This is a genomic window from Bradyrhizobium sp. CCBAU 53421 (assembly GCF_015291625.1).
Lineage (GTDB): Bacteria > Pseudomonadota > Alphaproteobacteria > Rhizobiales > Xanthobacteraceae > Bradyrhizobium.
In genome coordinates, this window is the sequence record NZ_CP030047.1 from 4374709 (window position 1) to 4399637 (window position 24929).

A 24929-nucleotide genomic window follows, 5' to 3' on the forward strand; every position below is an offset into this window, starting at 1 on the left:
CGCCTTCGGATCCAACTTGGGGAGAATTGTTTCTAATCATATTTTACCCGGGTGTAATAAGATTCCGCGGATGGCTGGGAGATTCGGATAGGGGCGAGGCGAGGCGTGGAGGCTGTCATATTTTGGCGTCCGCCGAGCGTCGCGAAATGCGAAATATGCAAGCGCCAGAGGCGTTTCTTTGCTTGTCGTTTTGCTTGACTTCACTATCTCTCGATTATACAAGGCGCTCACTTAACGACAGGCGGTGAGCTACGCCAGCGTCGGAACGGAACACCCGAAGGCCCTTTTTCAGGCGCCGGACGGGCACCAACCTCGACGAATGCCGCTCAAACGCTGTCGATGATAGCTAGGCAATGCCAGGACGATTTTAGTTCTCTTGAGCACGTCCTCTTGAGAGTGAATTCGGATGCATGACCTCGGTAGCGGACCGGACAGCGAACGCTGAACGGTTCGGAATCGCGGTCCTCTGTGGCGTCGATGCGCTTTCCGCTCAGCGATGAGTGGTTGGCGCGATTTCGCTTTGCGCGGTGGTTTGTTCCGCGTCGAGCGGGCCGTGCGGGACGGCTAGTCCCGAGAAGAAATTTGCGGAGCCATTCAAGGTTTTCGCGCGAACTAAAGGGTGAAGGCTGCATGCCGACGATCAACCAGCTGATCGCAAATCCGCGTGAAGTGCAGAAGTCGCGTAAGAAGGTGCCGGCGCTGCAGCAGTCGCCGCAGAAGCGCGGCGTGTGCACGCGCGTCTACACCACGACCCCGAAGAAGCCGAACTCGGCGCTTCGTAAGGTCGCCAAGGTGCGCCTGACCAACGGCTTCGAGGTGATCGGCTACATCCCGGGTGAAGGCCATAACCTGCAGGAGCACTCGGTGGTCATGATCCGCGGCGGCCGCGTCAAGGACTTGCCCGGCGTGCGTTACCACATCCTCCGTGGCGTGCTGGATACCCAGGGCGTCAAGAACCGTAAGCAGCGCCGTTCGAAGTACGGCGCGAAGCGTCCGAAGTAAGCGGGAAACGATCAGATGTCGCGTCGCCATTCTGCTGAGAAGCGTGAAGTTCTTCCGGATCCGAAGTTCGGGAACGTCATCATTACGAAGTTCATGAACTCGGTGATGTACGCCGGGAAGAAGTCGGTCGCCGAAAACATCGTCTACGGTGCGCTCGGCATGATCGAGGCCAAGACCAAGCAGCCCCCGCTCGGCGTGTTCGAGCAGGCGCTGGAGAACGTGATGCCGACCATCGAGGTCCGCTCCCGCCGCGTCGGCGGCGCGACCTACCAGGTGCCGGTGGAAGTCCGTTCGGTGCGCCGTCAGGCGCTCGGCATCCGCTGGCTGATCTCGGCCGCCCGCGAGCGCAACGAGAAGACCATGACGGAGCGTCTCTCGGCGGAGCTGCTCGACGCCTCGAACAATCGCGGCAACGCGGTCAAGAAGCGTGAAGACGTGCACCGGATGGCGGAAGCCAACCGCGCGTTCTCGCACTATCGCTGGTAAGGCGAACAACGGAATTTAAGGAACAGTCTCATGCCCCGCCAACATGCCATCGAGGACTACCGCAACTTCGGTATCATGGCGCATATCGACGCCGGCAAGACCACGACCACCGAGCGCATCCTGTATTACACCGGCAAGAGCCACAAGATCGGCGAAGTGCACGAAGGTGCCGCGACGATGGACTGGATGGAGCAGGAGCAGGAGCGTGGCATCACGATCACCTCGGCTGCGACCACCGCGTTCTGGAACGGCAAGCGCCTGAACATCATCGACACCCCCGGCCACGTCGACTTCACCATTGAGGTCGAGCGTTCGCTGCGCGTGCTCGACGGCGCCGTTTGCGTTCTCGACTCCAACCAGGGCGTCGAGCCGCAGACCGAGACCGTCTGGCGCCAGGGCGACAAGTACAAGGTTCCGCGCATCGTCTTCGCCAACAAGATGGACAAGACCGGCGCCGACTTCTTCAAGTGCCTGGCCGACATCGTCGACCGCCTCGGCGCCAAGCCGATCGCGATCCAGCTGCCGATCGGCGCCGAGAACAACTTCAAGGGTCTCGTCGACCTCGTGAAGATGAAGGGCGTCATCTGGAACGATGAATCGCTCGGCGCCAAGTTCGACTATGTCGACATCCCGGAAGATCTGGTCGAGCAGGCCAAGGAATATCGCGAGAAGATGGTGGAAGCCGCCGTCGAGCTCGACGACGACGCTTTGGCTGCCTTCCTCGACGGCAAGGAGCCGGACGAGGCGACCCTGAAGCGCCTGATCCGCAAGGCCGTGCTGACCGGCGCGTTCTACCCGGTGCTGTGCGGCTCCGCGTTCAAGAACAAGGGCGTGCAGCCGCTGCTCGACGCCGTCGTCGACTATCTGCCGTCGCCGATCGACGTGCCCGCGATCAAGGGCACCGATGAGGACGGCAACGAAGTCGTGCGCCACGCGGACGACAAGGAGCCGCTGGCCCTGCTCGCGTTCAAGATCATGGACGACCCGTTCGTCGGCACCATCACCTTCTGCCGCATCTATTCCGGTATCCTGCAGTCGGGCACCGGCGTCATCAACTCGACCCGCGAGAAGAAGGAGCGGATCGGGCGGATGCTGCTGATGCATGCGAACAACCGCGAAGACATCAAGGAAGCCTATGCCGGCGACATCGTCGCGCTGGCCGGCCTGAAGGAAGCGCGCACCGGTGACACGCTGTGCGATCCCAACAAGCCGGTCATCCTCGAGAAGATGGAATTCCCGGAGCCGGTGATCGAGATCGCGATCGAGCCGAAGTCGAAGGCCGACCAGGAGAAGCTGGGCGTGGCGCTGGCCAAGCTCGCCGCGGAGGATCCGTCCTTCCGCGTGTCGACCGACCACGAGTCCGGCCAGACCATCCTCAAGGGCATGGGCGAACTGCATCTCGACATCAAGGTCGACATCCTCAAGCGCACCTACAAGGTCGACGCCAACATCGGCGCGCCGCAGGTGGCGTTCCGTGAGCGTGTCACCAAGCGGGTCGAGCACAGCTACACCCACAAGAAGCAGACCGGCGGTACCGGCCAGTTCGCGGCCGTCACCATCATCGTCGAGCCGAACGAAGCCGGTAAGGGCTACGAGTTCGAGTCGAAGATCGTCGGCGGCGCGGTGCCGAAGGAGTACATCCCGGGCGTCGAAAAGGGCCTCGAGAGCGTGCTGTCCTCCGGCGTGGTCGCGGGCTTCCCGATCGTCGACGTCAAGGTGCAGCTGATCGACGGCAAGTTCCACGACGTCGACTCGTCGGCGCTGGCCTTCGAAATCGCCACGCGCGCCTGCTTCCGCGAGGCGCTGCAGATGGGCAAGTCCGTTCTGCTCGAGCCGATCATGAAGGTCGAGGTGGTGACGCCGGAAGACTACACCGGTTCGGTCATCGGCGACCTGAATTCCCGGCGCGGCCAGATCCAGGGCCAAGACATGCGCGGCAACGCCAACGTCATCAACGCGATGGTGCCGCTCATGAACATGTTCGGTTACGTGAACAACCTGCGCTCGATGAGCCAGGGTCGCGCGACCTTCACAATGCAGTTCGATCACTACGCCGAAGCTCCGGCGAACGTGTCGGCTGAAGTCCAGAAAAAGTTTGCTTGATTGTCGTTGGTTAGCAGCTAACGACTGAACGGAGAGTCAAATGGCCAAAGCAAAATTCGAGCGTAACAAGCCCCACTGCAACATCGGCACCATCGGTCACGTCGACCATGGCAAGACCTCGCTGACCGCAGCGATCACCAAGGTGCTTGCAGAAACCGGCGGCGCGACGTTCACCGCCTACGACCAGATCGACAAGGCGCCGGAAGAGAAGGCGCGCGGCATCACGATCTCGACCGCTCACGTCGAGTACGAGACGCAGAACCGCCACTACGCTCACGTCGACTGCCCCGGCCACGCCGACTACGTGAAGAACATGATCACCGGTGCTGCCCAGATGGACGGCGCGATCCTGGTCGTGTCGGCCGCTGACGGCCCGATGCCGCAGACCCGCGAGCACATCCTGCTCGCCCGCCAGGTCGGCGTGCCGGCGCTCGTCGTGTTCCTCAACAAGTGCGACATGGTCGACGATCCGGAGCTGCTCGAGCTCGTCGAGCTGGAAGTCCGGGAGCTGCTCTCGAAGTACGAATTCCCGGGCGACAAGATCCCGATCATCAAGGGTTCGGCGCTCGCCGCCCTCGAAGACAAGGACAAGAAGCTCGGCCACGACGCCATCCTCGAGCTGATGCGCAACGTCGACGAATACATCCCGCAGCCGGAGCGTCCGATCGACCAGCCGTTCCTGATGCCGGTTGAAGACGTGTTCTCGATCTCGGGCCGCGGCACCGTCGTCACCGGCCGTGTCGAGCGCGGCGTGATCAAGGTCGGCGAGGAAATCGAGATCGTCGGTATCCGCGACACCCAGAAGACCATCGTCACCGGCGTCGAAATGTTCCGCAAGCTGCTCGATCAGGGCCAGGCCGGCGACAACATCGGTGCGCTGCTCCGCGGCACCAAGCGCGAGGAAGTCGAGCGTGGCCAGGTGCTGTGCAAGCCCGGTTCGGTCAAGCCGCACACCAAGTTCAAGGCTGAGGCGTACATCCTCACCAAGGAAGAGGGCGGTCGCCACACCCCGTTCTTCACCAACTACCGTCCGCAGTTCTACTTCCGCACCACCGACGTGACCGGTGTCGTGCATCTGCCGGAAGGCACCGAGATGGTGATGCCGGGCGACAACATCGCGATGGAAGTGCACCTGATCGTGCCGATCGCGATGGAAGAGAAGCTGCGCTTCGCGATCCGCGAAGGTGGCCGCACCGTCGGCGCCGGCGTCGTCGCCGCCATCATCGAGTAAGGGTGGATCGGTCAAGTTTGCAGCGGGTGGGTTCGCCCACCCGCCGCTCACCACTCGTTATTCGCTAGTAAGCGACGAAGAAAGAGATACGGCAATGAACGGCCAAAACATTCGCATCCGTCTCAAGGCGTTCGACCATCGAATCCTCGATACGTCGACCCGTGAGATCGTGAACACGGCGAAGCGCACCGGTGCGCAGGTTCGCGGACCGATTCCGCTGCCGACCCGCATCGAGAAGTTCACCGTCAACCGTTCGCCGCACGTTGACAAGAAGAGCCGCGAGCAATTCGAGATGCGCACTCACAAGCGCCTCCTCGACATTGTCGACCCGACCCCGCAGACCGTCGATGCGCTGATGAAGCTCGACCTGGCCGCCGGTGTCGACGTCGAGATCAAGCTCTAAGGTTTTGGATTTTTACGTCCGCCGCTTGCGGACAGAAAGACAGGAAGCACGCCGATGCGCTCCGGAGTGATCGCACAGAAGGTCGGGATGACGCGGGTCTTTACGGAGACCGGCGAGCATATCCCTGTGACCGTGCTGAAGTTGGGCAACTGCCAGGTGCTGGGCCACCGCACGACCGAGAAGAACGGCTATGTCGCGCTTCAGCTCGGCTCGGGCGCCCGCAAGACGGTGTACATGCCGAAGGCCGAACGCGGCCAGTTCGCGGTCGCCAAGGTCGAGCCGAAGCGCAAGGTCGCCGAGTTCCGCGTGTCCGAGGACGCGCTGATCCCGGTCGGCGCGGAAATCCAGGCGGACCATTTCGTGGTCGGCCAGTTTGTCGACGTGACCGGCACCTCGATCGGTAAGGGCTTCGCCGGCGGCATGAAGCGCTGGAATTTCGGCGGTCTGCGCGCCACCCACGGTGTGTCGATCTCGCATCGCTCGATCGGTTCGACCGGTGGCCGTCAGGACCCCGGCAAGACCTTCAAGAACAAGAAGATGCCCGGTCACATGGGCGTCGACCGCATCACCACGCTGAATCTGCGCGTGGTTTCGACCGACGTCGAGCGCGGCCTGATCCTCGTCGAAGGCGCCGTTCCCGGCTCCAAGGGCGGCTGGATCTCGGTGCGCGACGCCGTCAAGAAGCCGCTGCCGAAGGAAGCCCCGAAGCCCGGCAAGTTCAAGGTTGCCGGCGGCGAGGCTGCCGAGGCTTCGGCCGAGAAGGAGGGCGCGTGAGATGGAACTGAAAGTCACGACCCTTGAAGGCAAGGACGCCGGATCTGTCCAGCTCTCGGACGCGATCTTCGGTCTCGAGCCCCGCGCCGACATCATTCAGCGCTGCGTGCAGTGGCAGCTGAACAAGCGTCAGGCCGGCACGCACAAGGCCCAGGGCCGCGCCGACGTCTGGCGCACCGGCAAGAAGATGTACAAGCAGAAGGGCACCGGCGGCGCCCGTCACGGCTCGGCCCGCGTGCCGCAGTTCCGCGGCGGTGGCCGTGCGTTCGGTCCGGTGGTTCGCTCCCATGCGACCGACCTGCCGAAGAAGGTGCGCGCGCTCGCGCTGAAGCATGCGCTGTCGGCCAAGGCCAAGGACGGCGGGCTGATCGTGATCGACAACGCGCAGCTTGAGGCCGCCAAGACCAAGGCGCTGCTCGGTCACTTCTCCGGCCTCGGGCTCACCAACGCGCTGATCATCGACGGCGCCGAGCTCAACGCCGGTTTCGCGACCGCGGCCCGCAACATCCCGAACATCGACGTGCTGCCGATCCAGGGCATCAACGTCTACGACATTCTCCGCCGCCACAAGCTGGTGCTGACCAAGGCTGCGGTTGATGCGCTGGAGGCGCGCTTCAAATGAAGAACATCGATCCGCGCCACTACGACGTCATCATCTCGCCGGTCGTGACGGAAAAGGCGACGCTCGCCTCCGAGCACAACAAGGTGCTGTTCAAGGTCGCCGGCAAGGCGACCAAGCCGCAGATCAAGGAAGCGGTCGAGAAGCTGTTCGACGTCAAGGTGAAGAGCGTCAACACTCTCGTTCGCAAGGGCAAGACCAAGGTGTTCCGCGGCAATCTCGGCTCGCAGTCGGACACCAAGCGCGCGATCGTGACCCTGGAAGAGGGCCACCGCATCGACGTGACTACCGGACTATAAGGCGCAACGACGATGGCATTGAAAACCTACAATCCCACGACGCCGGGCCAGCGCCAGCTGGTCATGGTCGATCGTTCGGCGCTCTACAAGGGCAAGCCGGTGAAGACCCTGACCGAGGGCAAGCTCGGCAACGGCGGTCGCAACAACACCGGTCGCATCACCGTGCGCTTCCGCGGCGGCGGCCACAAGAAGGCCTACCGCACCGTCGACTTCCGCCGCGACAAGGTGGACATGCCGGCGGTCGTGGAGCGGCTCGAGTACGATCCGAACCGCACCGCGTTCATCGCGCTGATCAAGTATCAGGACGGTGAGCTGGCCTACATCCTGGCGCCGCAGCGTCTGGCAGCGGGCGACACCGTCGTCGCCGGCAACTACGTCGACGTCAAGCCGGGCAACGTCATGCCGCTCGGCAACATGCCGGTCGGCACGATCGTGCACAACATCGAGCTGAAGATCGGCAAGGGCGGCCAGCTGGCGCGTTCCGCCGGCACCTATGCCCAGATCGTCGGCCGCGACCAGGACTACGTGATCGTTCGCCTGAACTCGGGCGAGCAGCGTCTCGTGCACGGCCGTTGCCGCGGCACGATCGGCGCGGTCTCGAACCCGGATCACATGAACATCTCGATCGGCAAGGCCGGTCGTACCCGCTGGCTCGGCTGGCGTCCGCACAACCGCGGCGTCGTCATGAACCCGATCGATCACCCGCACGGCGGTGGTGAAGGTCGTACCTCGGGCGGTCGTCACCCGGTCACTCCGTGGGGCAAGCCGACCAAGGGCAAGAAGACCCGCACCAACAAGTCGACCAACAAATTCATTCTCCTCAGCCGCCACAAGCGGAAGAAGTAAGGAACGCCGGACATGGTTCGTTCAGTCTGGAAAGGCCCGTTCGTCGAGGGTTCTCTGCTCAAGAAGGCAGATGCCGCCCGCGCGTCCGGCCGTCACGACGTCATCAAGATCTGGAGCCGCCGCTCCACCATCCTGCCGCAGTTCGTCGGCCTGACCTTCGGTGTCTACAACGGCCAGAAGCATGTGCCGGTGGCGATCAACGAGGAAATGGTGGGTCACAAGTTCGGCGAGTTCTCGCCGACCCGGACCTTCCACGGCCACTCGGGCGACAAGAAAGCCAAGAAGGCTTGAGGAATAGACGATGAGCAAACCAAAGCGCGAACGTAGCCTCGCGGACAATGAGGCCAAGGCCGTCGCCCGCATGCTGCGCGTCAGCCCGCAGAAGCTCAACCTGGTGGCGCAGCTGATCCGCGGCCGCAAGGCGTCCGCTGCGCTCGCCGACCTGCAGTTCTCGCGCAAGCGGATCGCGGTCGACGTCAAGAAGTGCCTGGAATCGGCGATCGCCAACGCCGAGAACAACCATGACCTCGATGTCGACGATCTCGTCGTTGCCGAGGCGCATGTCGGCAACGGTATCGTGATGAAGCGTTTTGCTCCGCGCGGCCGTGGCCGTTCGGGCCGTGTGTTCAAACCGTTCTCGCACCTGACCATCGTGGTTCGTCAGGTCGAGGCCGAGGCAAGCGCCTAAGAAGGGCGCAGGAGAAGACGATGGGTCAAAAGATCAATCCAATCGGGCTGCGTCTCGGCATCAACCGGACCTGGGACTCCCGTTGGTTCGCCGGCAAGCAGGAATACGGCAAGCTGCTGCACGAGGACGTCAAGATCCGCGAGATCCTGCACAAGGAGCTCAAGCAGGCGGCCGTCGCCCGCATCGTGATCGAGCGTCCGCACAAGAAGTGCCGCGTGACGATCCATTCGGCCCGTCCGGGCGTCGTGATCGGCAAGAAGGGCGCCGACATCGACAAGCTGCGCAAGAAGGTCGCCGACATCACCTCGTCGGACGTCGTGATCAACATCGTCGAAATCCGCAAGCCGGAGCTCGACGCGACCCTGGTCGCTGAATCGATCGCCCAGCAGCTCGAGCGCCGCGTTGCGTTCCGCCGCGCCATGAAGCGCGCCGTGCAGTCGGCGATGCGTCTCGGCGCCGAGGGCATCCGCATCAACTGCTCGGGCCGTCTCGGCGGCGCCGAAATTGCGCGCATGGAGTGGTACCGCGAAGGTCGCGTGCCGCTGCACACGCTACGCGCCGACGTCGACTACGGCGTTGCCACCGCGTTCACGACCTTCGGCACCTGCGGCGTCAAGGTCTGGATCTTCAAGGGCGAGATCCTCGAGCACGATCCGATGGCCCAGGACAAGAAGATGGCCGAAGGCGACAGCACGCCGCGTTCGCGCCGCGACGCCGCTTGAGGCAAAGCAGGAATTTGAGGGCTTAAAGCCATGATGCAACCTAAGAAAACGAAGTTCCGGAAGGCGCATAAGGGCCGTATCCACGGCGTTGCGACCTCTGGCGCGACGTTGGCGTTCGGCCAGTTCGGCTTGAAGGCGATGGAGCCTGAGCGCGTCACCGCCCGTCAGATCGAAGCCGCCCGCCGCGCGCTGACCCGTCACATGAAGCGCGCCGGCCGCGTCTGGATCCGCGTGTTCCCGGACGTGCCGGTGTCGAAGAAGCCCGCCGAAGTCCGCATGGGCTCCGGCAAGGGTGCGCCCGAATTGTGGGTGGTCCGGATCAAGCCGGGCCGCGTGATGTTCGAGATCGACGGCGTGCCGGTGCAGACCGCGAAGGAAGCGCTGTCGCTCGCCGCCGCCAAGCTGCCGATCAAGACGCGCTTCGTTGCGCGCATTGCGGAGTAATCGCCATGGCCGAGATGAAAGTTGAAGACATTCGCGCGATGAGCGACGACCAGCGGGAAGACGCGGTCCTTAACCTGAAGAAGGAACGCTTCAACCTGCGTTTCCAGCGCGCCACCGGGCAGCTGGAGAACACGTCGCGGATGCGGGAAGCCCGCCGCGATATCGCTCGTATCAAGACCATCGCCGCGCAGCTGCGCGCGAAGAAGAAGTAAGGGGCAAGCCTATGCCGAAACGTACTCTGCAGGGCGTGGTCGTCAGCGACAAGCAAGCCAAGACCATCGTGGTGCGCGTCGATCGCCGCTTCACGCACCCGATCTACAAGAAGACGATCCGCCGTTCCAAGAACTACCACGCGCACGACGAGAACAACCAGTTCAAGCCGGGCGACATGGTCTGGATCGAGGAATCGAAGCCGATCTCGAAGCTGAAGCGCTGGACCGTGGTCCGGGGCGAACACAAGAAAACGGCCTGATTACTTCGGCCTGGCCGAAGTCATTCAGGGAAATTTTGAGCGCGCTAAAGCGCAGAAAGAGGACGAGGTGCATCAATGATTCAGATGCAGACCAACCTCGACGTGGCCGATAATTCAGGCGCACGCCGTGTCATGTGCATCAAGGTTCTTGGAGGTTCCAAGCGCCGCTATGCCACCGTGGGCGACGTTATCGTTGTGTCGATCAAGGAAGCCATTCCGCGTGGCAAGGTGAAGAAGGGCGACGTGATGAAGGCCGTCGTGGTTCGGGTCCGCAAGGACATCCGCCGCGCCGACGGTTCGGTCATCCGTTTCGACCGCAACGCCGCCGTGCTGATCAACAATCAGTCCGAGCCGGTCGGCACCCGTATCTTCGGGCCGGTGCCGCGCGAGTTGCGCGCCAAGAACCACATGAAGATCATTTCGCTCGCGCCGGAGGTGCTGTGATGGCTGCCAAGATCCGCAAGGGCGACAAGGTGATGGTGCTCACCGGCCGCGACAAGGGTCGCACCGGCGAGGTGTTCGAGGTGCGTCCGGACGAGAACAAGGCTCTCGTTCGCGGCATCAACATGGTGAAGCGCCACCAGAAGCAGACCCAGACCCAGGAAGGCGGCATCATCTCCAAGGAGATGCCGATCGACCTTTCGAACATCGCGTATGTCGGCAAGGACGGAAAGCCGACCCGCATCGGGTTCAAGATTCAGGCCGATGGCAAGAAGGTTCGTGTTGCCAAGAGCTCGGGAGCAGAGATCGATGGCTGATACAGCTTACACGCCGCGTCTGCGCGCGGAGTACGACAAGAAGATCCGCGGCATGATGACCGAGAAGTTCGGTTATGCCAACGTGATGCAGGTGCCGCGCCTCGACAAGGTCGTGCTCAACATGGGCGTGGGCGATTCCGTCAACGACCGCAAGAAGGCCGAGACCGCCGCCGCCGAGCTGACCCAGATCGCCGGCCAGAAGGCGATCGTGACCTATTCGCGGATCGCGATCGCGACCTTTAAGCTGCGTGAGAACCAGCCGATCGGCTGCAAGGTCACGCTGCGCAAGGCCCATATGTACGAGTTCATCGACCGCCTGGTGAACGTGGCGCTGCCCCGCGTCCGCGACTTCCGCGGCCTGAACCCGAAGAGCTTCGACGGCCGCGGCAACTACTCGCTCGGCATCAAGGAGCACATCATTTTCCCCGAGATCGACTTCGACAAGGTCTCGGAAGCGCGTGGCATGGACATCACGGTCTGCACCACCGCCAAGACCGACGACGAGGCGAGGGCCTTGTTGACCGCTTTCAATTTCCCGTTCCGGCAGTGAGTAGCTGAGCCAAAGCCACTCAAACGCGGATACCCAGGAGCCAAGCATGGCAAAGAAGAGTTCAGTCGAGAAGAACAACCGGCGCAAGCGGATGGCGAAGAACGCCGGCCCGCGCCGCGAGAAGCTGAAGGCGATCATCGCCGACAAGACCAAGCCGATGGAAGAGCGCTTCGCGGCGACGCTGAAGCTCGCCGAGATGCCGCGCAACTCGTCGCCGACGCGCATCCGCAACCGTTGCGAGCTGACCGGGCGTCCGCGCTCGAACTATCGCAAGAACAAGCTCTCGCGCATCGCGCTGCGTGAACTCGGCTCCAAGGGCCTGGTTCCCGGCCTCGTGAAGTCGAGCTGGTAAGGGGAGGGTCGGAAAAATGTCTACGCACGATCCGATCAGCGATCTCATCACCCGCATCCGCAACGCGCAGATGCGTTCGAAGTCCAAGGTCTCGAGCCCCGGCTCGAAGATGCGCGCCAACGTGCTCGAGGTGCTGAAGTCCGAGGGTTATATCCGCGGCTACGCCAGCGTCGAGCATGCCTCGGGGCGCAGCGAGCTCGAGATCGAGCTGAAGTATTTCGACGGCGAGCCCGTCATCCGCGAGATCGAGCGGGTGTCGAAGCCGGGCCGGCGCGTTTACGCCTCGGTGAAGAACCTGCCGCGCGTGAACAACGGTCTCGGCATTTCGGTGTTGTCGACGCCGAAGGGAATCATGGCTGACCACGAGGCGCGCGACGCCAACGTGGGCGGCGAAGTTCTCTTCACGGTGTTCTGAGGAAGGATATTGCGATGTCACGTATCGGCAAGCGGCCGGTGGCGATCCCGTCGGGTGTGACGGCGACTGTCGAGGGCCAGACGGTGAAGGTGAAGGGGCCGAAGGGCCAGCTTCAGTTCGTCGTGCATGACGACGTCGAGGTGAAGTTCGAGAACGGCCAGGTCAAGGTCGCTCCGCGCGTCAAGACCAACCGCGCGCAGGCGATGTACGGTACCGCGCGCGCGCAGGTCGCCAACCTCGTCGAGGGCGTCACCAAGGGCTTCGAGAAGAAGCTCGAGATCACCGGCGTCGGTTACCGCGCCGCGATGCAGGGCAAGAACCTGCAGCTCGCGCTCGGCTACAGCCACGACGTGGTCTACGCGATCCCGGAAGGCATCACCATCGCGGTGCCGAAGCCGACCGAGATCACGATCACCGGCAACGATCCGCAGCGCGTCGGCCAGGTCGCCGCCGAGATCCGCGCCTACCGTCCGCCGGAGCCGTACAAGGGCAAGGGCGTGAAGTACGCCAACGAATTCATCTTCCGCAAGGAAGGCAAGAAGAAGTAACGGAGCCGGTCATGTCACTCAAGGTTACGAATGCCCGGCGCAAGCAGCGCGTGCGCCTTGCGCTTCGCCGCTCGGCAGGCGGCCGTCCGCGGCTGTCGGTGTTCCGCTCGTCCAAGCACATCTACGCCCAGGTCATCGACGACCAGAAGGGCGAGACGCTCGCCTCCGCCTCGTCGCTGGAGAAGACCATGCGCGACGCCGGCAAGACCGGCGCCGACATCGATGCGGCGAAGGCCGTCGGCAAGCTGCTGGCGGAGCGCGCGGCGCAGAAGGGTGTCAAGGAAGTCGTGTTCGATCGCGGCGCCTACATCTATCACGGGCGCGTCAAGGCGCTCGCGGATGCAGCGCGTGAAGGCGGATTGAGCTTCTAAACGAATCGAACGATTACAAGGCAAGAGGCGCAAGGCCTCCTAGAGATTGGAAAACACCATGGCAGGTGAACGCGAACGCGGCGGACGCGAACGGAGCAGGGAGCGCGAGGAGCGCGACAGCGAGTTCGTCGACAAGCTCGTCCACATCAATCGCGTGGCGAAGGTCGTCAAGGGCGGCAAGCGCTTCGGCTTTGCGGCGCTGGTCGTGATCGGCGATCAGAAGGGCCGGGTCGGTTTCGGCCACGGCAAGGCGCGCGAAGTTCCGGAAGCGATCCGCAAGGCGACCGAATCGGCGAAGCGCAATCTGACCCGCGTCGCGCTGCGCGAAGGCCGCACGCTGCATCACGACGTCGCCGGTCGTCACGGCGCCGGCCGCGTCTATCTGCGTACCGCTCCGGCGGGTACCGGCATCATCGCCGGCGGCCCGATGCGCGCGGTGTTCGAGACGCTCGGCATCCAGGACGTGGTGGCGAAGTCGATCGGCTCGTCGAATCCCTACAACATGGTTCGCGCAACCTTCGACGCGCTGAAGCATCAGGATTCGCCGCGCTCGGTGGCTGCGCGCCGCAACATCAAGGTCTCCACCCTGCAGTCGCGCCGCGTCGGCGGCGACGCCGAAGTGGTGGCGGAATAACCCGCGCGACCAGCGCTTTCTGGAGTTCAAGACGATGGCCAAGGCCAGCAAGACGATCAAGGTCGAGCAGACCGGCAGCGCAATCCGCCGCCATCACTCGCAGCGTTCGACGCTGATCGGCCTCAAGCTCAACAAGATCGGCCGGGTTGCCGAGCTGCAGGATACCCCTGAAGTTCGCGGCATGATCAGCAAGGTTCAGCATCTCGTCCGCGTCGTCGGCGAGTAAGCAGAGATAAGGAGAAGGGCGATGAAGCTCAGCGATATCGCCGACAACGCCGGCTCGCGCAAGAAGCGCATGCGTGTCGGCCGTGGCATCGGTTCCGGCAAGGGCAAGACCTCGGGCCGCGGCGGCAAGGGCCAGACCGCGCGTTCGGGCGTCCGCATCAAGGGTTTCGAAGGCGGCCAGATGCCGATGCATCGCCGTCTGCCGAAGCGCGGCTTCAACAACATCTTCCGGCTCGACTTCGCCGAGATCAATCTCGACCGTCTGCAGGAAGCGATCGACAACAAGCTGGTCAACGCCAGCGAGACCGTGACCGTCGAATCGCTGGTCAAGGCCGGCGTGCTGCGCCGCGCCAAGGACGGCCTGCGGCTGCTGGGCCGCGGCGAGATCAAGACCAAGCTGACCATTGAGGCGCACGGCGCTTCCAAGTCGGCCATTGCCGCGGTCGAGAAGGCCGGCGGCTCGGTCAAGATCCTGGCCCCCGCCAAGGAAGAAGGCGAGGCGGCGTAACATCTGCGTCATTGCCCGCGCGCGGCGCGGGCAATCCGCAGATCGAATGATGGACTTATCGAGGCCGAGCACCAGATAATGTCCGGTGTCTGCCGACGGCCCCGATAGAACGAGTTCTTGGGGCGTCGGCGAAGCGGGCTCCGGGAGAAAGCCGAACATGGTCTCAGCAGCCGAACAACTTGCCGCCAACCTCAATTTCGGACAGCTGGCGAAAGCCGACGAGCTGAAGAAGCGCATCTGGTTCACCCTGGGTGCGCTGCTTGTTTATCGGCTGGGCACCTACATCCCGCTGCCGGGCATCGATCCCAACATCTGGGAGCAGGTGTTCCGCAGCCAGTCCGGCGGCATCCTCGGCATGTTCAACATGTTCGCCGGCGGCGGCATCCACCGCATGGCGATCTTCGCGCTCAACATCATGCCGTACATCTCGGCATCGATCATCGTGCAGCTGCTGACCACCGTGTCGCCGCAGCTCGAGGCGCTGAAGAAGGAAGGCGAGGCCGGCCGCAAGACGCTGAACCAGTACACCCGTTACCTGACGGTGATCCTGGCGCTGTTCCAGTCCTACGGCATCGCGATCGGCCTCGAAGGCGCCGGCAATGTGGTCAGCGACCCCGGCATGTTCTTCCGGATATCAACTGCGATCACCCTGACCGGCGGCACCATGTTCCTGATGTGGCTCGGCGAGCAGATCACCTCGCGCGGCATCGGCAACGGTATTTCGCTGATCATCCTGTCCGGCATCGTCGCCGAGCTGCCCTCGGCGCTCGCCAACATGCTGGAACTCGGCCGCCAGGGCGCGATGTCGACCGGCCTGATCCTGATCGTCATCGTGATGGCGGTCGCCGTGATCGCCTTCATCGTGTTCATGGAGCGTGCGCAGCGCCGGTTGCTGATCCAGTATCCGAAGCGCCAGGTCGGCAACAAGATGTTCGAGGGCCAGTCCTCGCATCTGCCGCTCAAGCTCAACACCTCGGGCGTGATTCCGCCGATCTTCGCCTCGTCGCTGCTGCTGCTGCCGACCACGGTTGCGAACTTCAACGCCGGCAAGGGGCCGGAGTGGTTCCAGTGGCTCACCACCCAGCTCAGCCACGGCCGTCCGCTGTTCCTGCTGATGTATCTCGCGCTGATCGTGTTCTTCGCCTTCTTCTACACCGCGATCGTGTTCAACCCGACCGAGACCGCGGACAATCTGAAGAAGCATGGCGGCTTCATCCCGGGCATCCGGCCCGGTGAGCGCACGGCGGAATATATCGACTACGTGCTGTCGCGCATCACGGTGCTCGGCGCGATCTATCTGGCGATCGTCTGCCTGATTCCGGAAATTCTGATTTCCTACGCTTCGGTCCCGTTCTACTTTGGCGGCACTTCGCTCCTGATCGTCGTCAGTGTGACGATGGATACGGTGTCGCAGGTGCAGGGCTATCTGCTCGCCCATCAGTATGAAGGGCTGATCAGGAAGTCGAAGCTCAGGGGAGGCCGCCGCCGCTGATCGCGGCGCGGCGCCAAACTCAAAACACAGGTGTGCGGACGTCGCCCACCTAGCCGGGGGGCGAAGCAGATATGAGATTGATCCTTTTGGGGCCGCCGGGCTCGGGCAAGGGAACCCAGGCGCAGCGGCTGGTGCACCGGCATGGCATCGTTCAGCTCTCGACCGGCGAGATGCTGCGCGCAGCCGTTGCCGCGGGCACGCCGGTCGGCCTGCAGGCCAAGGAGATCATGGCCAATGGCGGCCTGGTTCCCGACGAGGTCGTGGTGGGAATCATCGCCGACCGAATCGAGGAACCTGACGCCAAGAAGGGCTTCATCCTCGACGGCTTCCCGCGCACCGTGCCGCAGGCCGAGGCGCTGGACGACCTGCTCAGGAAAAAGCACCTCAAGCTCGATGCCGTCGTCGAGCTGCGCGTCAACGAGAGTGCACTGCTCGCCCGTGTCGAGAAGCGCGCCGAGGAGACCCGCGCGCGCGGCGAGGAAGTGCGCCTCGACGACACGCCGGAAGTGCTGACCAAGCGGCTGGCGCAGTACCGTTCGCTGACGGAACCGCTGATTCACTATTATTCGGAGCGGCGGAAGCTGCTGACGGTCGATGGCATGATGACCATCGAGCACGTCACCCGCGAGATCAACCGGATCCTGACCGCGCTCGGTGCGCTGGAACCCAAGGATCACGAGGATCACGCGCCCAGGGCGGCCAAAAAGGCCTCCAAGACGGCCAAGAAGGTCGCCACGAGGCCGGCCAAAAAGGCAGCCAAATCGGCCAAAAAGGCCGCGAAGGCGACTTCCAGGGCCGTGGGTGCCAGGAAGGCTGCGAAAAAGGCGGCCAAGACGAGTGTCCGCACCGCGAATGCCCGGAAGGGGGCAAAAGCTGCCAAGAAGGCCGCAAAAAAGCTCACGAAAAAGCGAGCTAAACGCTAGGAGCGGTTGACGAAACCGACATGAATCCTTTAATAAGCCCCGCATCCAAGTTGGATAGTTTTATGACGATGCCGGGCCCCGAAGGACATGAGGGGAAGGGCGTCGTGTTCGCGTTTGTGGACACAAGCCCGCAGAGAGCAAGAACTTGAGAAGCCCGTATCCGTGATGGAGCGGCGACAGGAGAGAAGTCCGTGGCCCGTATTGCCGGCGTCAACATTCCTACCAACAAGCGCGTCCTGATCGCGCTTCAGTACATCCATGGTATCGGCCAGAAGAACGCGGCCGACATCATCGAGAAGGTCAAGATCCCGCTGGACCGTCGCGTCAACCAGTTGACCGACCAGGAGGTCCTGCAGATCCGCGAAGTCATCGACCGCGACTATCTGGTCGAGGGCGATCTCCGTCGCGAGGTCGGCATCAACATCAAGCGGCTGATGGACCTCGGCTGCTATCGCGGCCTGCGTCATCGCCGCGGTCTGCCGGTGCGCGGCCAGCGCACCCACACCAATGCGCGCACGCGCAAGGGTCCGGCCAAGGCGATCGCCGGCAAGAAGAAGTAAGTTTTGCGAATTGCAGGTGGGGGGTAGCGAATCGAAAATTCGCTACTCGCCATTTGCGTTTTGAGGTGTAGCCGCTGGCACTACGGCGGCGTTGAGATCACAGGAAAGGTTTGAAATGGGCAAGGAAGCCACCCGCGTACGTCGCCGCGAACGCAAGAACATCGCCTCCGGCATCGCGCACGTGAATTCGTCGTTCAACAACACGACCATCACCATCACCGACGCGCAGGGCAACACCATCGCCTGGTCGTCGGCCGGCACCATGGGCTTCAAGGGCTCGCGCAAGTCGACCCCCTATGCCGCGCAGGTCGCGGCCGAAGACGTCTCCAAGAAGGCGCAGGAACACGGCATGCGCACGCTGGAGGTTGAAGTGGCCGGCCCGGGTTCGGGCCGTGAGTCGGCGCTGCGTGCGCTGCAGGCTGCGGGCTTCACCGTCACCTCGATCCGCGACGTGACCACGATCCCGCACAATGGCTGCCGTCCGCGCAAGCGTCGGCGCGTTTGATCTGTAAGTCGCGGGCGGCTTCTGGCCGCCCTGCGATGGTTTTTGGAATTGACCGCGCGGACTGTTCCGCGATCTCCAACGCCAGGTTCGGCCATTCGACGGGCCCAACGACTGGCACATGGGTGAACAAGTGACGATCCAGAAAAATTGGCAAGAACTCATTCGACCGAACAAGCTGCAGGTGACGCCGGGCTCGGACGCGAGCCGGTTCGCCACCGTGGTCGCCGAGCCGCTCGAGCGTGGCTTCGGCCAGACGCTCGGCAACGCGCTGCGCCGCATCCTGCTGTCGTCGCTGCAGGGCGCCGCGGTGCAGTCGGTGCATATCGACGGCGTGCTGCACGAGTTCTCCTCGATCGCCGGTGTCCGTGAAGACGTCACCGACATCGTGCTCAACATCAAGGACATCTCGATCAAGATGCAGGGCGAAGGCCCGAAGCGCATGGTCGTGAAGAAGCAGGGCCCGGGCGCCGTCACCGCCGGCGACATCCAGACCGTCGGCGACGTCACCGTGCTCAACCCCGACCTGCAGCTCTGCACGCTGGACGACGGCGCCGAGATTCGCATGGAGTTCACGGTCACGACCGGCAAGGGCTACGTCGCCGCGGAGCGCAACCGTCCCGAGGATGCGCCGATCGGCCTGATCCCGGTCGACAGCCTGTTCTCGCCGGTCCGCAAGGTCTCCTACAAGGTCGAGAACACCCGTGAGGGCCAGATCCTCGACTACGACAAGCTGACCATGACGATCGAGACCAACGGCGCGATCACGCCCGAGGACGCGGTGGCCTATGCCGCGCGCATCCTGCAGGATCAGCTCAACGTGTTCGTCAATTTCGAAGAGCCGCGCAAGGAAGTCACGCAGGAGATCATCCCGGATCTGGCGTTCAACCCGGCGTTCCTCAAGAAGGTCGACGAGCTCGAGCTGTCGGTGCGTTCGGCAAACTGCCTGAAGAACGACAACATCGTCTACATCGGCGACCTCGTGCAGAAGTCGGAAGCGGAAATGCTCCGCACCCCGAACTTCGGCCGCAAGTCGCTGAACGAGATCAAGGAAGTGCTGGCCCAGATGGGTCTGCACCTCGGCATGGAAGTGCCGGGCTGGCCGCCGGAGAACATCGACGAGCTCGCCAAGCGCTTCGAGGATCACTACTGATCCGTTTTCACCGTCGTGGCCGGAGAATCTCCGGCCACGATTTTTTTGCGGCACGATCCCGGAAAAGTGCGCAGCGGTTTTCCGACAAGGATCATGCCCAAACCAAGTAGCAAAAGCGCGACGTCGCGCTTTTGCGGGCGAACGCGGGATGCCCACCTGCACTTGTCGCTGAACCACCGCGACAGAATTGAAGAAGGAATAAGTCAATGCGTCACGGCAAGGTTCATCGGAAGCTCAACCGCACCGCCGAGCACCGGCGTGCGATGTTCGCCAACATGGCGGCCGCGCTGATCAAGCACGAGCAGATCGTCACCACGCTGCCGAAGGCCAAGGAGCTGCGGCCGATCGTCGAGAAGCTCGTCACCCTCGGCAAGAAGGGCGGTCTCGCCCTGCGCCGCCAGGCGATCTCGGAGCTGCGCGACCAGGACCAGGTCAAGAAGCTGTTCGACACGCTGGCGACCCGCTACAAGGACCGCCAGGGCGGCTACACCCGCATCATCAAGGCCGGCTTCCGCTACGGCGACAACGCGGCGATGGCCGTGATCGAGTTCGTCGACCGCGACGTCGATGCCAAGGGCCAGGACTCCGGTCCGGCCCAGGACAAGGAAGCCGAGGCGGCGTAAGCTGCTCTTGAGCGAGAGTTTTTGAAAGCGGCGCCTTCGGGCGCCGTTTTTGTTTTGCGTATCTGCCGTGCCGTGGTTGCGGCCGCGCTATAAAGCCCAAATATCTCCTGCGAACCCGACAGGAGAAGACCTCTTATGAAAATCGACCTTTCCGGAAAAACTGCGCTCGTGACCGGTTCGACGGCGGGCATCGGCAACGCCATTGCGAAGGGGCTGGCCGAGACCGGCGCCGATGTCGTCATCAACGGCCGCAGCCAGGCCAAGGTCGATGCGGCGGTTGCCGCGATCGCCAAGGCGGTGCCGGGTGCCAAGGTCCGCGGCATCGCGGCCGACGTCTCGACCGCGGCCGGCTGCAAGGCGTTGCTGGCGGCGCTGCCGGAGGTCGACATCCTCGTCAACAATGCCGGCATCTTCGAGCCGAAGGGCTTCTTCGACATTCCCGACGAAGACTGGAGCCGTTTCTTCGAGGTCAACGTGATGTCGGGCGTGCGGCTGTCGCGCGGCTACATGCAGGGCATGCTGAAGCGCAACTGGGGCCGCATCGTCTTCATCTCCTCGGAATCCGGCCTCAACATCCCGACCGAGATGATCCACTACGGCATGACCAAGACTGCGCAGCTTGCGATCGCGCGCGGCCTCGCGGAGCTGACCAAGGGCACCGCCGTGACCGTCAACTCCGTGCTGCCCGGACCGACGATGTCCGAGGGCGTCGAGACCTTCGTCAAGGATCTCGCCAAGCAGAACGGCCAGTCGGTCGAGGAGGCGGCCGCCAACTTCGTCAAGCAGCACCGCCCGACCTCGCTGTTGCAGCGCTTTGCCAGCACCGAGGAGATCGCCAACCTCGTGGTCTATGTCTGCTCCAAGCAGGCCTCGGCGACCAATGGCGCCGCACTGCGCGCCGAAGGTGGCATCGTCAATACGATCGCGTGAGGCCGCATGCCGGCCTATGTGATCTCGGAGGTCGAGATGCGGAATGCTGCCGCGTTCGAGGCCTATCGCACGCTGGCGGCGAAGACCATCGAGCAATATGGCGGACGCTACGTCGTGCGCGGCGGTGCGGCTGAAGTGGTGGAGGGCGGTCCAGCGCCGAACGCCATTGTCATCGTCGAGTTTCCGACGATGACGCGTCTGCGCGAGTGGTACGCGTCGCCGGAATACGCCGAGGCACTGATGCATCGGCGCACCGCGCTGGAGCGGCGGTTGTTGTTCGTCGAGGGCGTGCCGCCAAGCTAGCCCTTGGCACCATCCAGAAACTCGCTGAACCCTGCCGGACGGTAGGGGCCGAAGCAGATCTGCTCCAGCACGCCGATTCCGGTCTGGCTGCCCTGGCGGGCGCGCACCACCTGTTGCACGTGCACGTTCTCACGGGCAAGCGGATCGAGCGTCAAGGGATCGAACGACTCGCCGCCGATCTCGAGCTCGCCCTTCCACATGCCCTGGCCCCATTGCGGATGACCGTAGCCGAGGCCCTTCATCTGGAATTTCAGGATCGGATCGAGCGCGATGGTCGAGGTATGACCGTCGATGTCGACCAGGTCGATTTCAGCCGATTGCGCGAGCCGCGTGTTCGGCACGTATTTGACGCGGTGCCGCGCGGTCGCCATGCGGCGGTCGAGGCCGTCGACGACGCCGGGAATCTCGGCCTCGCTGCGGTAGAGCGGCGCAATGATGCCTTCGCGGACCAGCGCCTCGCCCTGCGTCCCGTCGAAGAAGATGGCGTGCGAGATGTGGTCGTCCCAGACCAGCGGCGCCCAGAGGAAGAACACGCTCGGCGGCGGCATCGGCGCGCCCCCGATATCGCGTTCGCCGACGTTGCGCACGCCCCAGGAGCGATCCTTGGTGCCGTAGCACGTGCGATCGTCGACCTTGATCCCGCCGTCGGGGTGGTGCACGACCCCGCTCCAGCGGCCGAACTGGTCGAACCGGGTCGAATCCATCGCGCGGCGGTCGCCCGACCAGAGCGTCTGGCGGGCTTCCTGGATCGCTGCCGTGCGCGCGGAGAAGGTCAGGTCGCAGGCAAGGCCGGTGGCGTTGTCGTCGAGCACGACGCGGGTCCGCAGCATCGGTTCGAGCACCTCGAGCCGGAACGGACCGACCTGCATCTCGGTGCGCTCGATCGGCGCGCGCCGCGAACCGTAGAAGCAGTGCTGCCGTCCGCCGCGCTCCACCACGCTGAAGGCGCAATCGAGGATCTTGCGATGCGGGTAGATCGCAATGCCGATGCCGAAATAATACCCACCGTCGGCGGTGTAGCCATTGAACCAGGTCCGATCATAGACGTTGCGGTCGCTGGTCGAGGGAACCGCGATCGGCTCGGGCGTCTGGTGGATGGGGAAGTCGTCCAGTTTGTTGAGCACGCCGATCCCTTTCGATATTAGCCCCGCCAATATGAAAAACTGTCGTGGTCCAGGGCTTGCGCGCAGGCGCCGCGGGTCATCTTCAGGAACAGTGCGTCGCCGCGCTCGGAGCGCTGCACGCTGAGGGCGGAGACGACGCCCATCATGATGCCATGCAGCGTGTAGCGCCGGTAATCCCGCCAGCACTGATCCCAGCCATAGTCCCGCACGCCGCGGCGGATCAGCTCGGAATGATAGAACCGCACCAGATCGGCTTCATGAAGCCGCCGTTCGGACGGATCGATCCCGGCCGACAGGAAATACGCCACGTCGACGATGCCTGGCCCCACCGTCAGCGTCTGCCAGTCGAGCGTCGCCATTGGACTTGTGTTGCCGCGTACCTCGAACAGCATGTTGTCGAGCCGGAAATCCGCATGCTGCAACGTTCGCGGCGTCGATCGATCGGACTGGTAGCGCGGGATCGCGTCCGGAAGCCGGTCGATCAGGTCGAGGAATTCCGGCTCGATCACACCGTGATATCGCTCCTTGTAGTGACCGATAATGGCGGGCAGCACCGCGCGCAGGTCCCTGCGCCGGCTTGCGGCTACCGTGAAGCATTGCACGGCGTCGAGCGTCGGGTCGTTCCACCGGGGCGCATGCAACGCGGCGGCCTCACGCATCGCGGTCAGGCAGTCGGGAATCGCGCATCCGGCGAGCTGGTCGCCCGGGCGAGCGGGCGCGAGGTCTTCCAGGATGAGCGTGAAGTCGTCGGTGGCCGGATCGATCTCGGCGAGGATAGGCCGCGGGGTGTGAATGTCGACCGTGGCGGCCAGCTCGCGATAGAAGGCGACCTCGCGGACGTAAAGCGTGTGCGCGGAACCGGAACGGCGGCTGTCGGCATCCGTGGCCGGGAATTTGCCGACGACGCTTGCGGGCGCGTTCAGCTCATCGCCGTCATAGGTCAGGTGAAATCGGTAGCTGTCGGCGACGAGGCCATTGCCGACCGCCTTGCAGACGAGATCGACGATCCTGACCTGGTCGATCACGCCGGCTGCGCGCAGCGCCCGCGTCATCCACTCCGGATCGATCCGCGACGGATCGGCCGTGAGCAAACTCATCGGTTTCCTCCCATCCCCGTGCGCCACCACCGTTCCGGCCGGGTCTTGCACGGCTGGATTGAGGACGGGGTGATCGTTGCGCAAATCATACAGGCGCTAGCGGCTTTGGCAAAAGCCACCAGCCGGCCCGTGGGGATATCTCGGGAATTGCGTGGTCGCGTAGGGCGGGTTAGCGTCGGCGTAACCCGCCGCTTCTGGTGGGATGGTGGATTACGCCTCCGGCTAATCCACCCTACGCATTTGTGCCTACCAGCCTTCCAGCACGATCTTGCCGCGCGACTTGCCGCTTTCCAGCAGCGCGTGCGCGCGTTTGAGATTGGCGGCGTTGATGGTGCCGAAGGTCTGGTCGAGGGTGGTGCGCAGCACGCCCTTGTCGATCAGGTCGGCAACGTCGTTGAGCAGATGATGCTGCGCGATCATGTCAGGGGTCTGGAACGACGAGCGCGTGAACATCGATTCCCAATGCACCGACACCGCCTTGCCCTTGAACACGGCGACGTTGAATTCGGCGGGATCGTCGATCAGGCCGAACTTCCCCTGCGGCGCGATGAAATCGGCGATCGACTTGTAGTGCTGGTCGGTGAAGGTGAGGCTGGCGACGAGGCCGATCGGCGGCAACTTCAGTTTCTCGATCTGCTCCTTCATCGGCTGCGAGTGATCGATCACCGCGTGCGCACCGAGATCGAGGCACCACTTCTGAGATTCCGGCCGCGTCGCAGTCGCGACCACCGTCAGCCCGGTGAGGCGGCGCGCCAGCTGGATCAGGATCGAGCCGACGCCGCCGGCGCCGCCGGTGATCAGCAGCGTGCGCGGATCGAGGCTCTTGCCCGGCACCGCGCCGAGCCGGTCGAACAGCAGCTCCCAGGCGGTGATCGAGGTCAGGGGCAGGGCGGCGGCCTGCGCGAAGGACAGCGACGCCGGCTTGTTGCCGACGATGCGCTCATCGACCAGATGAAATTCCGAGTTGGTGCCCTGGCGCAGGATCGAGCCTGCGTAGAACACCTCGTCGCCGGGCTTGAACAGGGAAACGTCGGGCCCGACGGCATCGACCACGCCGGCCGCATCGAAGCCGAGGATCTTGTAGCCGCCGTCGGTCGGCGCTGCGCGCTTGCGCACCTTGTAGTCCACCGGGTTGGCCGAGATGGCCTTCACCGCGACGCGGATGTCGCGCCCCTTGGGTTCGGGCTTGGCGATCTCGAAATCGACGAGCGAATCCGCCGCCTCGATGGGCAGCGATTTTTGGTATCCGACGGCCTTCATGCCTGGTCTCCGTGATGGGCGATTGCCTGCCGTGTTACCTGTCGCGCTGGCGTCCTTTTGGCAAGTACTGTAAAATCAGGGAACTAGTCCCTGTTTGTATACTATTGGGAAATATCCGATGAAACGGAAGAATTTTGCGCGCCGGCCGGGTTGCGCGGTCGAGGCCGCGCTCGACCTGATCGACGGCAAATGGAAGGGCGTGATCCTGTATCATTTGCAGGCCGGCACCCAGCGCTTCGGCGAGTTGCGGCGGCGGATGCCCGGCATCACCCAGCGCATGCTGACCAAGCAGCTCCGGGCGCTGGAGGACGACGGCCTTGTGATCCGCAAGGTCTACGCCGAGGTGCCGCCGCGGGTCGAATATACGCTCTCCGAACTCGGCGAGAGCCTGCGTCCGGTGATCGATATTCTGAAAGCCTGGGGCGAGGGCCATCAGGAACGGCTGTCCTGCGCGCCGGCACCCGAGGTCGTCGTGAAGAAGAAGCGCGCGGCCTGACAATCTGCAGTGGAGA

Annotated in this window: 37 protein-coding genes; 34 read left to right on the top strand and 3 right to left on the bottom strand. The window is 63.7% G+C overall.

What is annotated here, in order from left to right:
• Positions 1-630: 630 nt before the first annotated feature.
• The 33 genes from rpsL to XH92_RS20890 all read left to right on the top strand — a co-directional run bounded on the left by rpsL (position 631) and on the right by XH92_RS20890 (position 20936).
• Positions 631-1002, top strand: a complete 372-nt coding sequence (gene rpsL, locus XH92_RS20730; RefSeq protein ID WP_006611834.1) for a 30S ribosomal protein S12 — start codon at positions 631-633, stop codon at positions 1000-1002.
• 15 nt (positions 1003-1017) lie between these two features.
• The gene (rpsG, locus tag XH92_RS20735; protein ID WP_050402248.1) at positions 1018-1488 is read left to right on the top strand and encodes a 30S ribosomal protein S7; all 471 of its coding nucleotides are present in this window, start codon (positions 1018-1020) and stop codon (positions 1486-1488) included.
• A gap of 30 nt (positions 1489-1518) precedes the next feature.
• A complete protein-coding gene (gene fusA, locus XH92_RS20740) occupies positions 1519-3591 on the top strand; it encodes an elongation factor G (RefSeq protein WP_194460836.1) in 2073 nt (690 codons plus the stop codon).
• Between the two features lie 40 nt (positions 3592-3631).
• Positions 3632-4822, top strand: a complete 1191-nt coding sequence (tuf, locus tag XH92_RS20745) for an elongation factor Tu (protein WP_028339316.1) — start codon at positions 3632-3634, stop codon at positions 4820-4822.
• A 94-nt stretch (positions 4823-4916) separates the two neighbouring features.
• Positions 4917-5225: a 30S ribosomal protein S10 gene (rpsJ, locus tag XH92_RS20750; protein WP_002712302.1), complete on the top strand. Its 309-nt coding sequence runs from the start codon at positions 4917-4919 to the stop codon at positions 5223-5225.
• A 54-nt stretch (positions 5226-5279) separates the two neighbouring features.
• A complete protein-coding gene (gene rplC, locus XH92_RS20755) occupies positions 5280-5999 on the top strand; it encodes a 50S ribosomal protein L3 (RefSeq protein ID WP_194460837.1) in 720 nt (239 codons plus the stop codon).
• Between the two features lies 1 nt (position 6000).
• Positions 6001-6621, top strand: coding sequence for a 50S ribosomal protein L4 (rplD, locus tag XH92_RS20760; RefSeq protein ID WP_194460838.1), 621 nt, complete (start codon positions 6001-6003; stop codon positions 6619-6621).
• Complete coding sequence (locus XH92_RS20765; RefSeq protein WP_016843746.1) at positions 6618-6917, top strand: 50S ribosomal protein L23; 300 nt, start codon at positions 6618-6620, stop codon at positions 6915-6917. The genes rplD and XH92_RS20765 overlap by 4 nt, the downstream gene beginning before the upstream one ends.
• Before the next feature lie 12 nt (positions 6918-6929).
• Entirely contained in the window at positions 6930-7763 is an 834-nt protein-coding gene (gene rplB / locus XH92_RS20770; protein WP_021081655.1) for a 50S ribosomal protein L2, read from the top strand.
• A gap of 12 nt (positions 7764-7775) precedes the next feature.
• A complete protein-coding gene (gene rpsS, locus XH92_RS20775; RefSeq protein WP_018272137.1) occupies positions 7776-8054 on the top strand; it encodes a 30S ribosomal protein S19 in 279 nt (92 codons plus the stop codon).
• 10 nt (positions 8055-8064) lie between these two features.
• On the top strand, positions 8065-8451 hold the full coding sequence (gene rplV / locus XH92_RS20780) for a 50S ribosomal protein L22 (RefSeq protein ID WP_018272136.1): 387 nt from the start codon (positions 8065-8067) through the stop codon (positions 8449-8451).
• Between the two features lie 20 nt (positions 8452-8471).
• On the top strand, positions 8472-9173 hold the full coding sequence (gene rpsC, locus XH92_RS20785; protein ID WP_097675076.1) for a 30S ribosomal protein S3: 702 nt from the start codon (positions 8472-8474) through the stop codon (positions 9171-9173).
• 30 nt (positions 9174-9203) lie between these two features.
• Positions 9204-9617, top strand: coding sequence for a 50S ribosomal protein L16 (gene rplP / locus XH92_RS20790; RefSeq protein WP_016843752.1), 414 nt, complete (start codon positions 9204-9206; stop codon positions 9615-9617).
• 5 nt (positions 9618-9622) lie between these two features.
• Positions 9623-9829: a 50S ribosomal protein L29 gene (rpmC, locus tag XH92_RS20795; protein WP_021081654.1), complete on the top strand. Its 207-nt coding sequence runs from the start codon at positions 9623-9625 to the stop codon at positions 9827-9829.
• An 11-nt stretch (positions 9830-9840) separates the two neighbouring features.
• The gene (gene rpsQ / locus XH92_RS20800; RefSeq protein WP_016843754.1) at positions 9841-10089 is read left to right on the top strand and encodes a 30S ribosomal protein S17; all 249 of its coding nucleotides are present in this window, start codon (positions 9841-9843) and stop codon (positions 10087-10089) included.
• Positions 10090-10164: 75 nt separating this feature from the next.
• Positions 10165-10533, top strand: a complete 369-nt coding sequence (gene rplN, locus XH92_RS20805; RefSeq protein WP_011473865.1) for a 50S ribosomal protein L14 — start codon at positions 10165-10167, stop codon at positions 10531-10533.
• Positions 10533-10847, top strand: a complete 315-nt coding sequence (rplX, locus tag XH92_RS20810) for a 50S ribosomal protein L24 (RefSeq protein ID WP_016843755.1) — start codon at positions 10533-10535, stop codon at positions 10845-10847. The genes rplN and rplX overlap by 1 nt, the downstream gene beginning before the upstream one ends.
• Positions 10840-11397 (top strand): 50S ribosomal protein L5, encoded by a 558-nt coding sequence (rplE, locus tag XH92_RS20815; RefSeq protein ID WP_050420398.1) that lies wholly within the window; start codon positions 10840-10842, stop codon positions 11395-11397. The genes rplX and rplE overlap by 8 nt, the downstream gene beginning before the upstream one ends.
• 46 nt (positions 11398-11443) lie before the next feature.
• Positions 11444-11749, top strand: coding sequence for a 30S ribosomal protein S14 (rpsN, locus tag XH92_RS20820; RefSeq protein ID WP_016843757.1), 306 nt, complete (start codon positions 11444-11446; stop codon positions 11747-11749).
• 16 nt (positions 11750-11765) lie between these two features.
• A complete protein-coding gene (gene rpsH, locus XH92_RS20825) occupies positions 11766-12164 on the top strand; it encodes a 30S ribosomal protein S8 (protein ID WP_021081651.1) in 399 nt (132 codons plus the stop codon).
• 14 nt (positions 12165-12178) lie between these two features.
• On the top strand, positions 12179-12712 hold the full coding sequence (rplF, locus tag XH92_RS20830; RefSeq protein WP_024578581.1) for a 50S ribosomal protein L6: 534 nt from the start codon (positions 12179-12181) through the stop codon (positions 12710-12712).
• A gap of 11 nt (positions 12713-12723) precedes the next feature.
• Entirely contained in the window at positions 12724-13083 is a 360-nt protein-coding gene (rplR, locus tag XH92_RS20835) for a 50S ribosomal protein L18 (RefSeq protein ID WP_016843760.1), read from the top strand.
• Between the two features lie 58 nt (positions 13084-13141).
• Positions 13142-13717 (top strand): 30S ribosomal protein S5, encoded by a 576-nt coding sequence (gene rpsE, locus XH92_RS20840; RefSeq protein WP_021081649.1) that lies wholly within the window; start codon positions 13142-13144, stop codon positions 13715-13717.
• A 34-nt stretch (positions 13718-13751) separates the two neighbouring features.
• The gene (rpmD, locus tag XH92_RS20845) at positions 13752-13943 is read left to right on the top strand and encodes a 50S ribosomal protein L30 (RefSeq protein ID WP_024578582.1); all 192 of its coding nucleotides are present in this window, start codon (positions 13752-13754) and stop codon (positions 13941-13943) included.
• A gap of 21 nt (positions 13944-13964) precedes the next feature.
• Positions 13965-14450: a 50S ribosomal protein L15 gene (gene rplO, locus XH92_RS20850; RefSeq protein WP_194460839.1), complete on the top strand. Its 486-nt coding sequence runs from the start codon at positions 13965-13967 to the stop codon at positions 14448-14450.
• Between the two features lie 157 nt (positions 14451-14607).
• Positions 14608-15942 (top strand): preprotein translocase subunit SecY, encoded by a 1335-nt coding sequence (secY, locus tag XH92_RS20855; RefSeq protein ID WP_021081647.1) that lies wholly within the window; start codon positions 14608-14610, stop codon positions 15940-15942.
• 71 nt (positions 15943-16013) lie between these two features.
• Positions 16014-16865, top strand: a complete 852-nt coding sequence (locus tag XH92_RS20860; protein ID WP_194460840.1) for an adenylate kinase — start codon at positions 16014-16016, stop codon at positions 16863-16865.
• 191 nt (positions 16866-17056) lie between these two features.
• Positions 17057-17425, top strand: coding sequence for a 30S ribosomal protein S13 (rpsM, locus tag XH92_RS20865; protein ID WP_057019544.1), 369 nt, complete (start codon positions 17057-17059; stop codon positions 17423-17425).
• A 115-nt stretch (positions 17426-17540) separates the two neighbouring features.
• A complete protein-coding gene (gene rpsK, locus XH92_RS20870) occupies positions 17541-17930 on the top strand; it encodes a 30S ribosomal protein S11 (RefSeq protein WP_006021048.1) in 390 nt (129 codons plus the stop codon).
• A 118-nt stretch (positions 17931-18048) separates the two neighbouring features.
• Positions 18049-19080: a DNA-directed RNA polymerase subunit alpha gene (locus XH92_RS20875; RefSeq protein WP_050402259.1), complete on the top strand. Its 1032-nt coding sequence runs from the start codon at positions 18049-18051 to the stop codon at positions 19078-19080.
• A gap of 206 nt (positions 19081-19286) precedes the next feature.
• A complete protein-coding gene (gene rplQ, locus XH92_RS20880; RefSeq protein WP_021081645.1) occupies positions 19287-19703 on the top strand; it encodes a 50S ribosomal protein L17 in 417 nt (138 codons plus the stop codon).
• A 135-nt stretch (positions 19704-19838) separates the two neighbouring features.
• The gene (locus XH92_RS20885; RefSeq protein ID WP_194460841.1) at positions 19839-20633 is read left to right on the top strand and encodes an SDR family NAD(P)-dependent oxidoreductase; all 795 of its coding nucleotides are present in this window, start codon (positions 19839-19841) and stop codon (positions 20631-20633) included.
• A 6-nt stretch (positions 20634-20639) separates the two neighbouring features.
• Positions 20640-20936, top strand: a complete 297-nt coding sequence (locus tag XH92_RS20890; RefSeq protein WP_194460842.1) for a DUF1330 domain-containing protein — start codon at positions 20640-20642, stop codon at positions 20934-20936.
• Here XH92_RS20890 and XH92_RS20895 read toward each other — a convergent pair.
• From XH92_RS20895 to XH92_RS20905, 3 genes are all read right to left on the bottom strand, one after another.
• Complete coding sequence (locus XH92_RS20895) at positions 20933-22060, bottom strand: hypothetical protein (protein WP_194460843.1); 1128 nt, start codon at positions 22058-22060, stop codon at positions 20933-20935. The genes XH92_RS20890 and XH92_RS20895 overlap by 4 nt on opposite strands.
• Before the next feature lie 17 nt (positions 22061-22077).
• Entirely contained in the window at positions 22078-23157 is a 1080-nt protein-coding gene (locus tag XH92_RS20900) for a phosphotransferase (protein WP_194460844.1), read from the bottom strand.
• Between the two features lie 246 nt (positions 23158-23403).
• Positions 23404-24417, bottom strand: a complete 1014-nt coding sequence (locus tag XH92_RS20905) for a zinc-binding alcohol dehydrogenase family protein (RefSeq protein ID WP_194460845.1) — start codon at positions 24415-24417, stop codon at positions 23404-23406.
• 118 nt (positions 24418-24535) lie between these two features.
• Here XH92_RS20905 and XH92_RS20910 point away from each other — a divergent pair, with 118 nt between their 5' ends.
• Positions 24536-24913, top strand: coding sequence for a helix-turn-helix domain-containing protein (locus XH92_RS20910; RefSeq protein WP_021081638.1), 378 nt, complete (start codon positions 24536-24538; stop codon positions 24911-24913).
• Positions 24914-24929 lie beyond the last annotated feature (16 nt).

Coding starts and splice junctions, on each gene's coding strand:
- rplR (WP_016843760.1), top strand. CDS start 12,724: ATGTCACTCAAGGTTACGAATGCCCGGCGCAAGCAGCGCGTGCGCCTT.
- rpsE (WP_021081649.1), top strand. CDS start 13,142: ATGGCAGGTGAACGCGAACGCGGCGGACGCGAACGGAGCAGGGAGCGC.
- rpsS (WP_018272137.1), top strand. CDS start 7,776: ATGGTTCGTTCAGTCTGGAAAGGCCCGTTCGTCGAGGGTTCTCTGCTC.
- XH92_RS20860 (WP_194460840.1), top strand. CDS start 16,014: ATGAGATTGATCCTTTTGGGGCCGCCGGGCTCGGGCAAGGGAACCCAG.
- secY (WP_021081647.1), top strand. CDS start 14,608: ATGGTCTCAGCAGCCGAACAACTTGCCGCCAACCTCAATTTCGGACAG.
- rplP (WP_016843752.1), top strand. CDS start 9,204: ATGATGCAACCTAAGAAAACGAAGTTCCGGAAGGCGCATAAGGGCCGT.
- rplN (WP_011473865.1), top strand. CDS start 10,165: ATGATTCAGATGCAGACCAACCTCGACGTGGCCGATAATTCAGGCGCA.
- rplQ (WP_021081645.1), top strand. CDS start 19,287: ATGCGTCACGGCAAGGTTCATCGGAAGCTCAACCGCACCGCCGAGCAC.
- rplV (WP_018272136.1), top strand. CDS start 8,065: ATGAGCAAACCAAAGCGCGAACGTAGCCTCGCGGACAATGAGGCCAAG.
- rpsC (WP_097675076.1), top strand. CDS start 8,472: ATGGGTCAAAAGATCAATCCAATCGGGCTGCGTCTCGGCATCAACCGG.
- rplC (WP_194460837.1), top strand. CDS start 5,280: ATGCGCTCCGGAGTGATCGCACAGAAGGTCGGGATGACGCGGGTCTTT.
- rpsG (WP_050402248.1), top strand. CDS start 1,018: ATGTCGCGTCGCCATTCTGCTGAGAAGCGTGAAGTTCTTCCGGATCCG.
- rplF (WP_024578581.1), top strand. CDS start 12,179: ATGTCACGTATCGGCAAGCGGCCGGTGGCGATCCCGTCGGGTGTGACG.
- rpsH (WP_021081651.1), top strand. CDS start 11,766: ATGTCTACGCACGATCCGATCAGCGATCTCATCACCCGCATCCGCAAC.
- XH92_RS20765 (WP_016843746.1), top strand. CDS start 6,618: ATGAAGAACATCGATCCGCGCCACTACGACGTCATCATCTCGCCGGTC.
- rplB (WP_021081655.1), top strand. CDS start 6,930: ATGGCATTGAAAACCTACAATCCCACGACGCCGGGCCAGCGCCAGCTG.
- rpsJ (WP_002712302.1), top strand. CDS start 4,917: ATGAACGGCCAAAACATTCGCATCCGTCTCAAGGCGTTCGACCATCGA.
- rpmC (WP_021081654.1), top strand. CDS start 9,623: ATGGCCGAGATGAAAGTTGAAGACATTCGCGCGATGAGCGACGACCAG.
- rpsQ (WP_016843754.1), top strand. CDS start 9,841: ATGCCGAAACGTACTCTGCAGGGCGTGGTCGTCAGCGACAAGCAAGCC.
- rplE (WP_050420398.1), top strand. CDS start 10,840: ATGGCTGATACAGCTTACACGCCGCGTCTGCGCGCGGAGTACGACAAG.
- rpsK (WP_006021048.1), top strand. CDS start 17,541: ATGGGCAAGGAAGCCACCCGCGTACGTCGCCGCGAACGCAAGAACATC.
- rplD (WP_194460838.1), top strand. CDS start 6,001: ATGGAACTGAAAGTCACGACCCTTGAAGGCAAGGACGCCGGATCTGTC.
- XH92_RS20885 (WP_194460841.1), top strand. CDS start 19,839: ATGAAAATCGACCTTTCCGGAAAAACTGCGCTCGTGACCGGTTCGACG.
- XH92_RS20890 (WP_194460842.1), top strand. CDS start 20,640: ATGCCGGCCTATGTGATCTCGGAGGTCGAGATGCGGAATGCTGCCGCG.
- rpmD (WP_024578582.1), top strand. CDS start 13,752: ATGGCCAAGGCCAGCAAGACGATCAAGGTCGAGCAGACCGGCAGCGCA.
- XH92_RS20910 (WP_021081638.1), top strand. CDS start 24,536: ATGAAACGGAAGAATTTTGCGCGCCGGCCGGGTTGCGCGGTCGAGGCC.
- XH92_RS20900 (WP_194460844.1), bottom strand. CDS start 23,157: ATGAGTTTGCTCACGGCCGATCCGTCGCGGATCGATCCGGAGTGGATG.
- rplX (WP_016843755.1), top strand. CDS start 10,533: ATGGCTGCCAAGATCCGCAAGGGCGACAAGGTGATGGTGCTCACCGGC.
- XH92_RS20875 (WP_050402259.1), top strand. CDS start 18,049: ATGGGTGAACAAGTGACGATCCAGAAAAATTGGCAAGAACTCATTCGA.
- rplO (WP_194460839.1), top strand. CDS start 13,965: ATGAAGCTCAGCGATATCGCCGACAACGCCGGCTCGCGCAAGAAGCGC.
- rpsL (WP_006611834.1), top strand. CDS start 631: ATGCCGACGATCAACCAGCTGATCGCAAATCCGCGTGAAGTGCAGAAG.
- fusA (WP_194460836.1), top strand. CDS start 1,519: ATGCCCCGCCAACATGCCATCGAGGACTACCGCAACTTCGGTATCATG.
- rpsN (WP_016843757.1), top strand. CDS start 11,444: ATGGCAAAGAAGAGTTCAGTCGAGAAGAACAACCGGCGCAAGCGGATG.
- XH92_RS20905 (WP_194460845.1), bottom strand. CDS start 24,417: ATGAAGGCCGTCGGATACCAAAAATCGCTGCCCATCGAGGCGGCGGAT.
- tuf (WP_028339316.1), top strand. CDS start 3,632: ATGGCCAAAGCAAAATTCGAGCGTAACAAGCCCCACTGCAACATCGGC.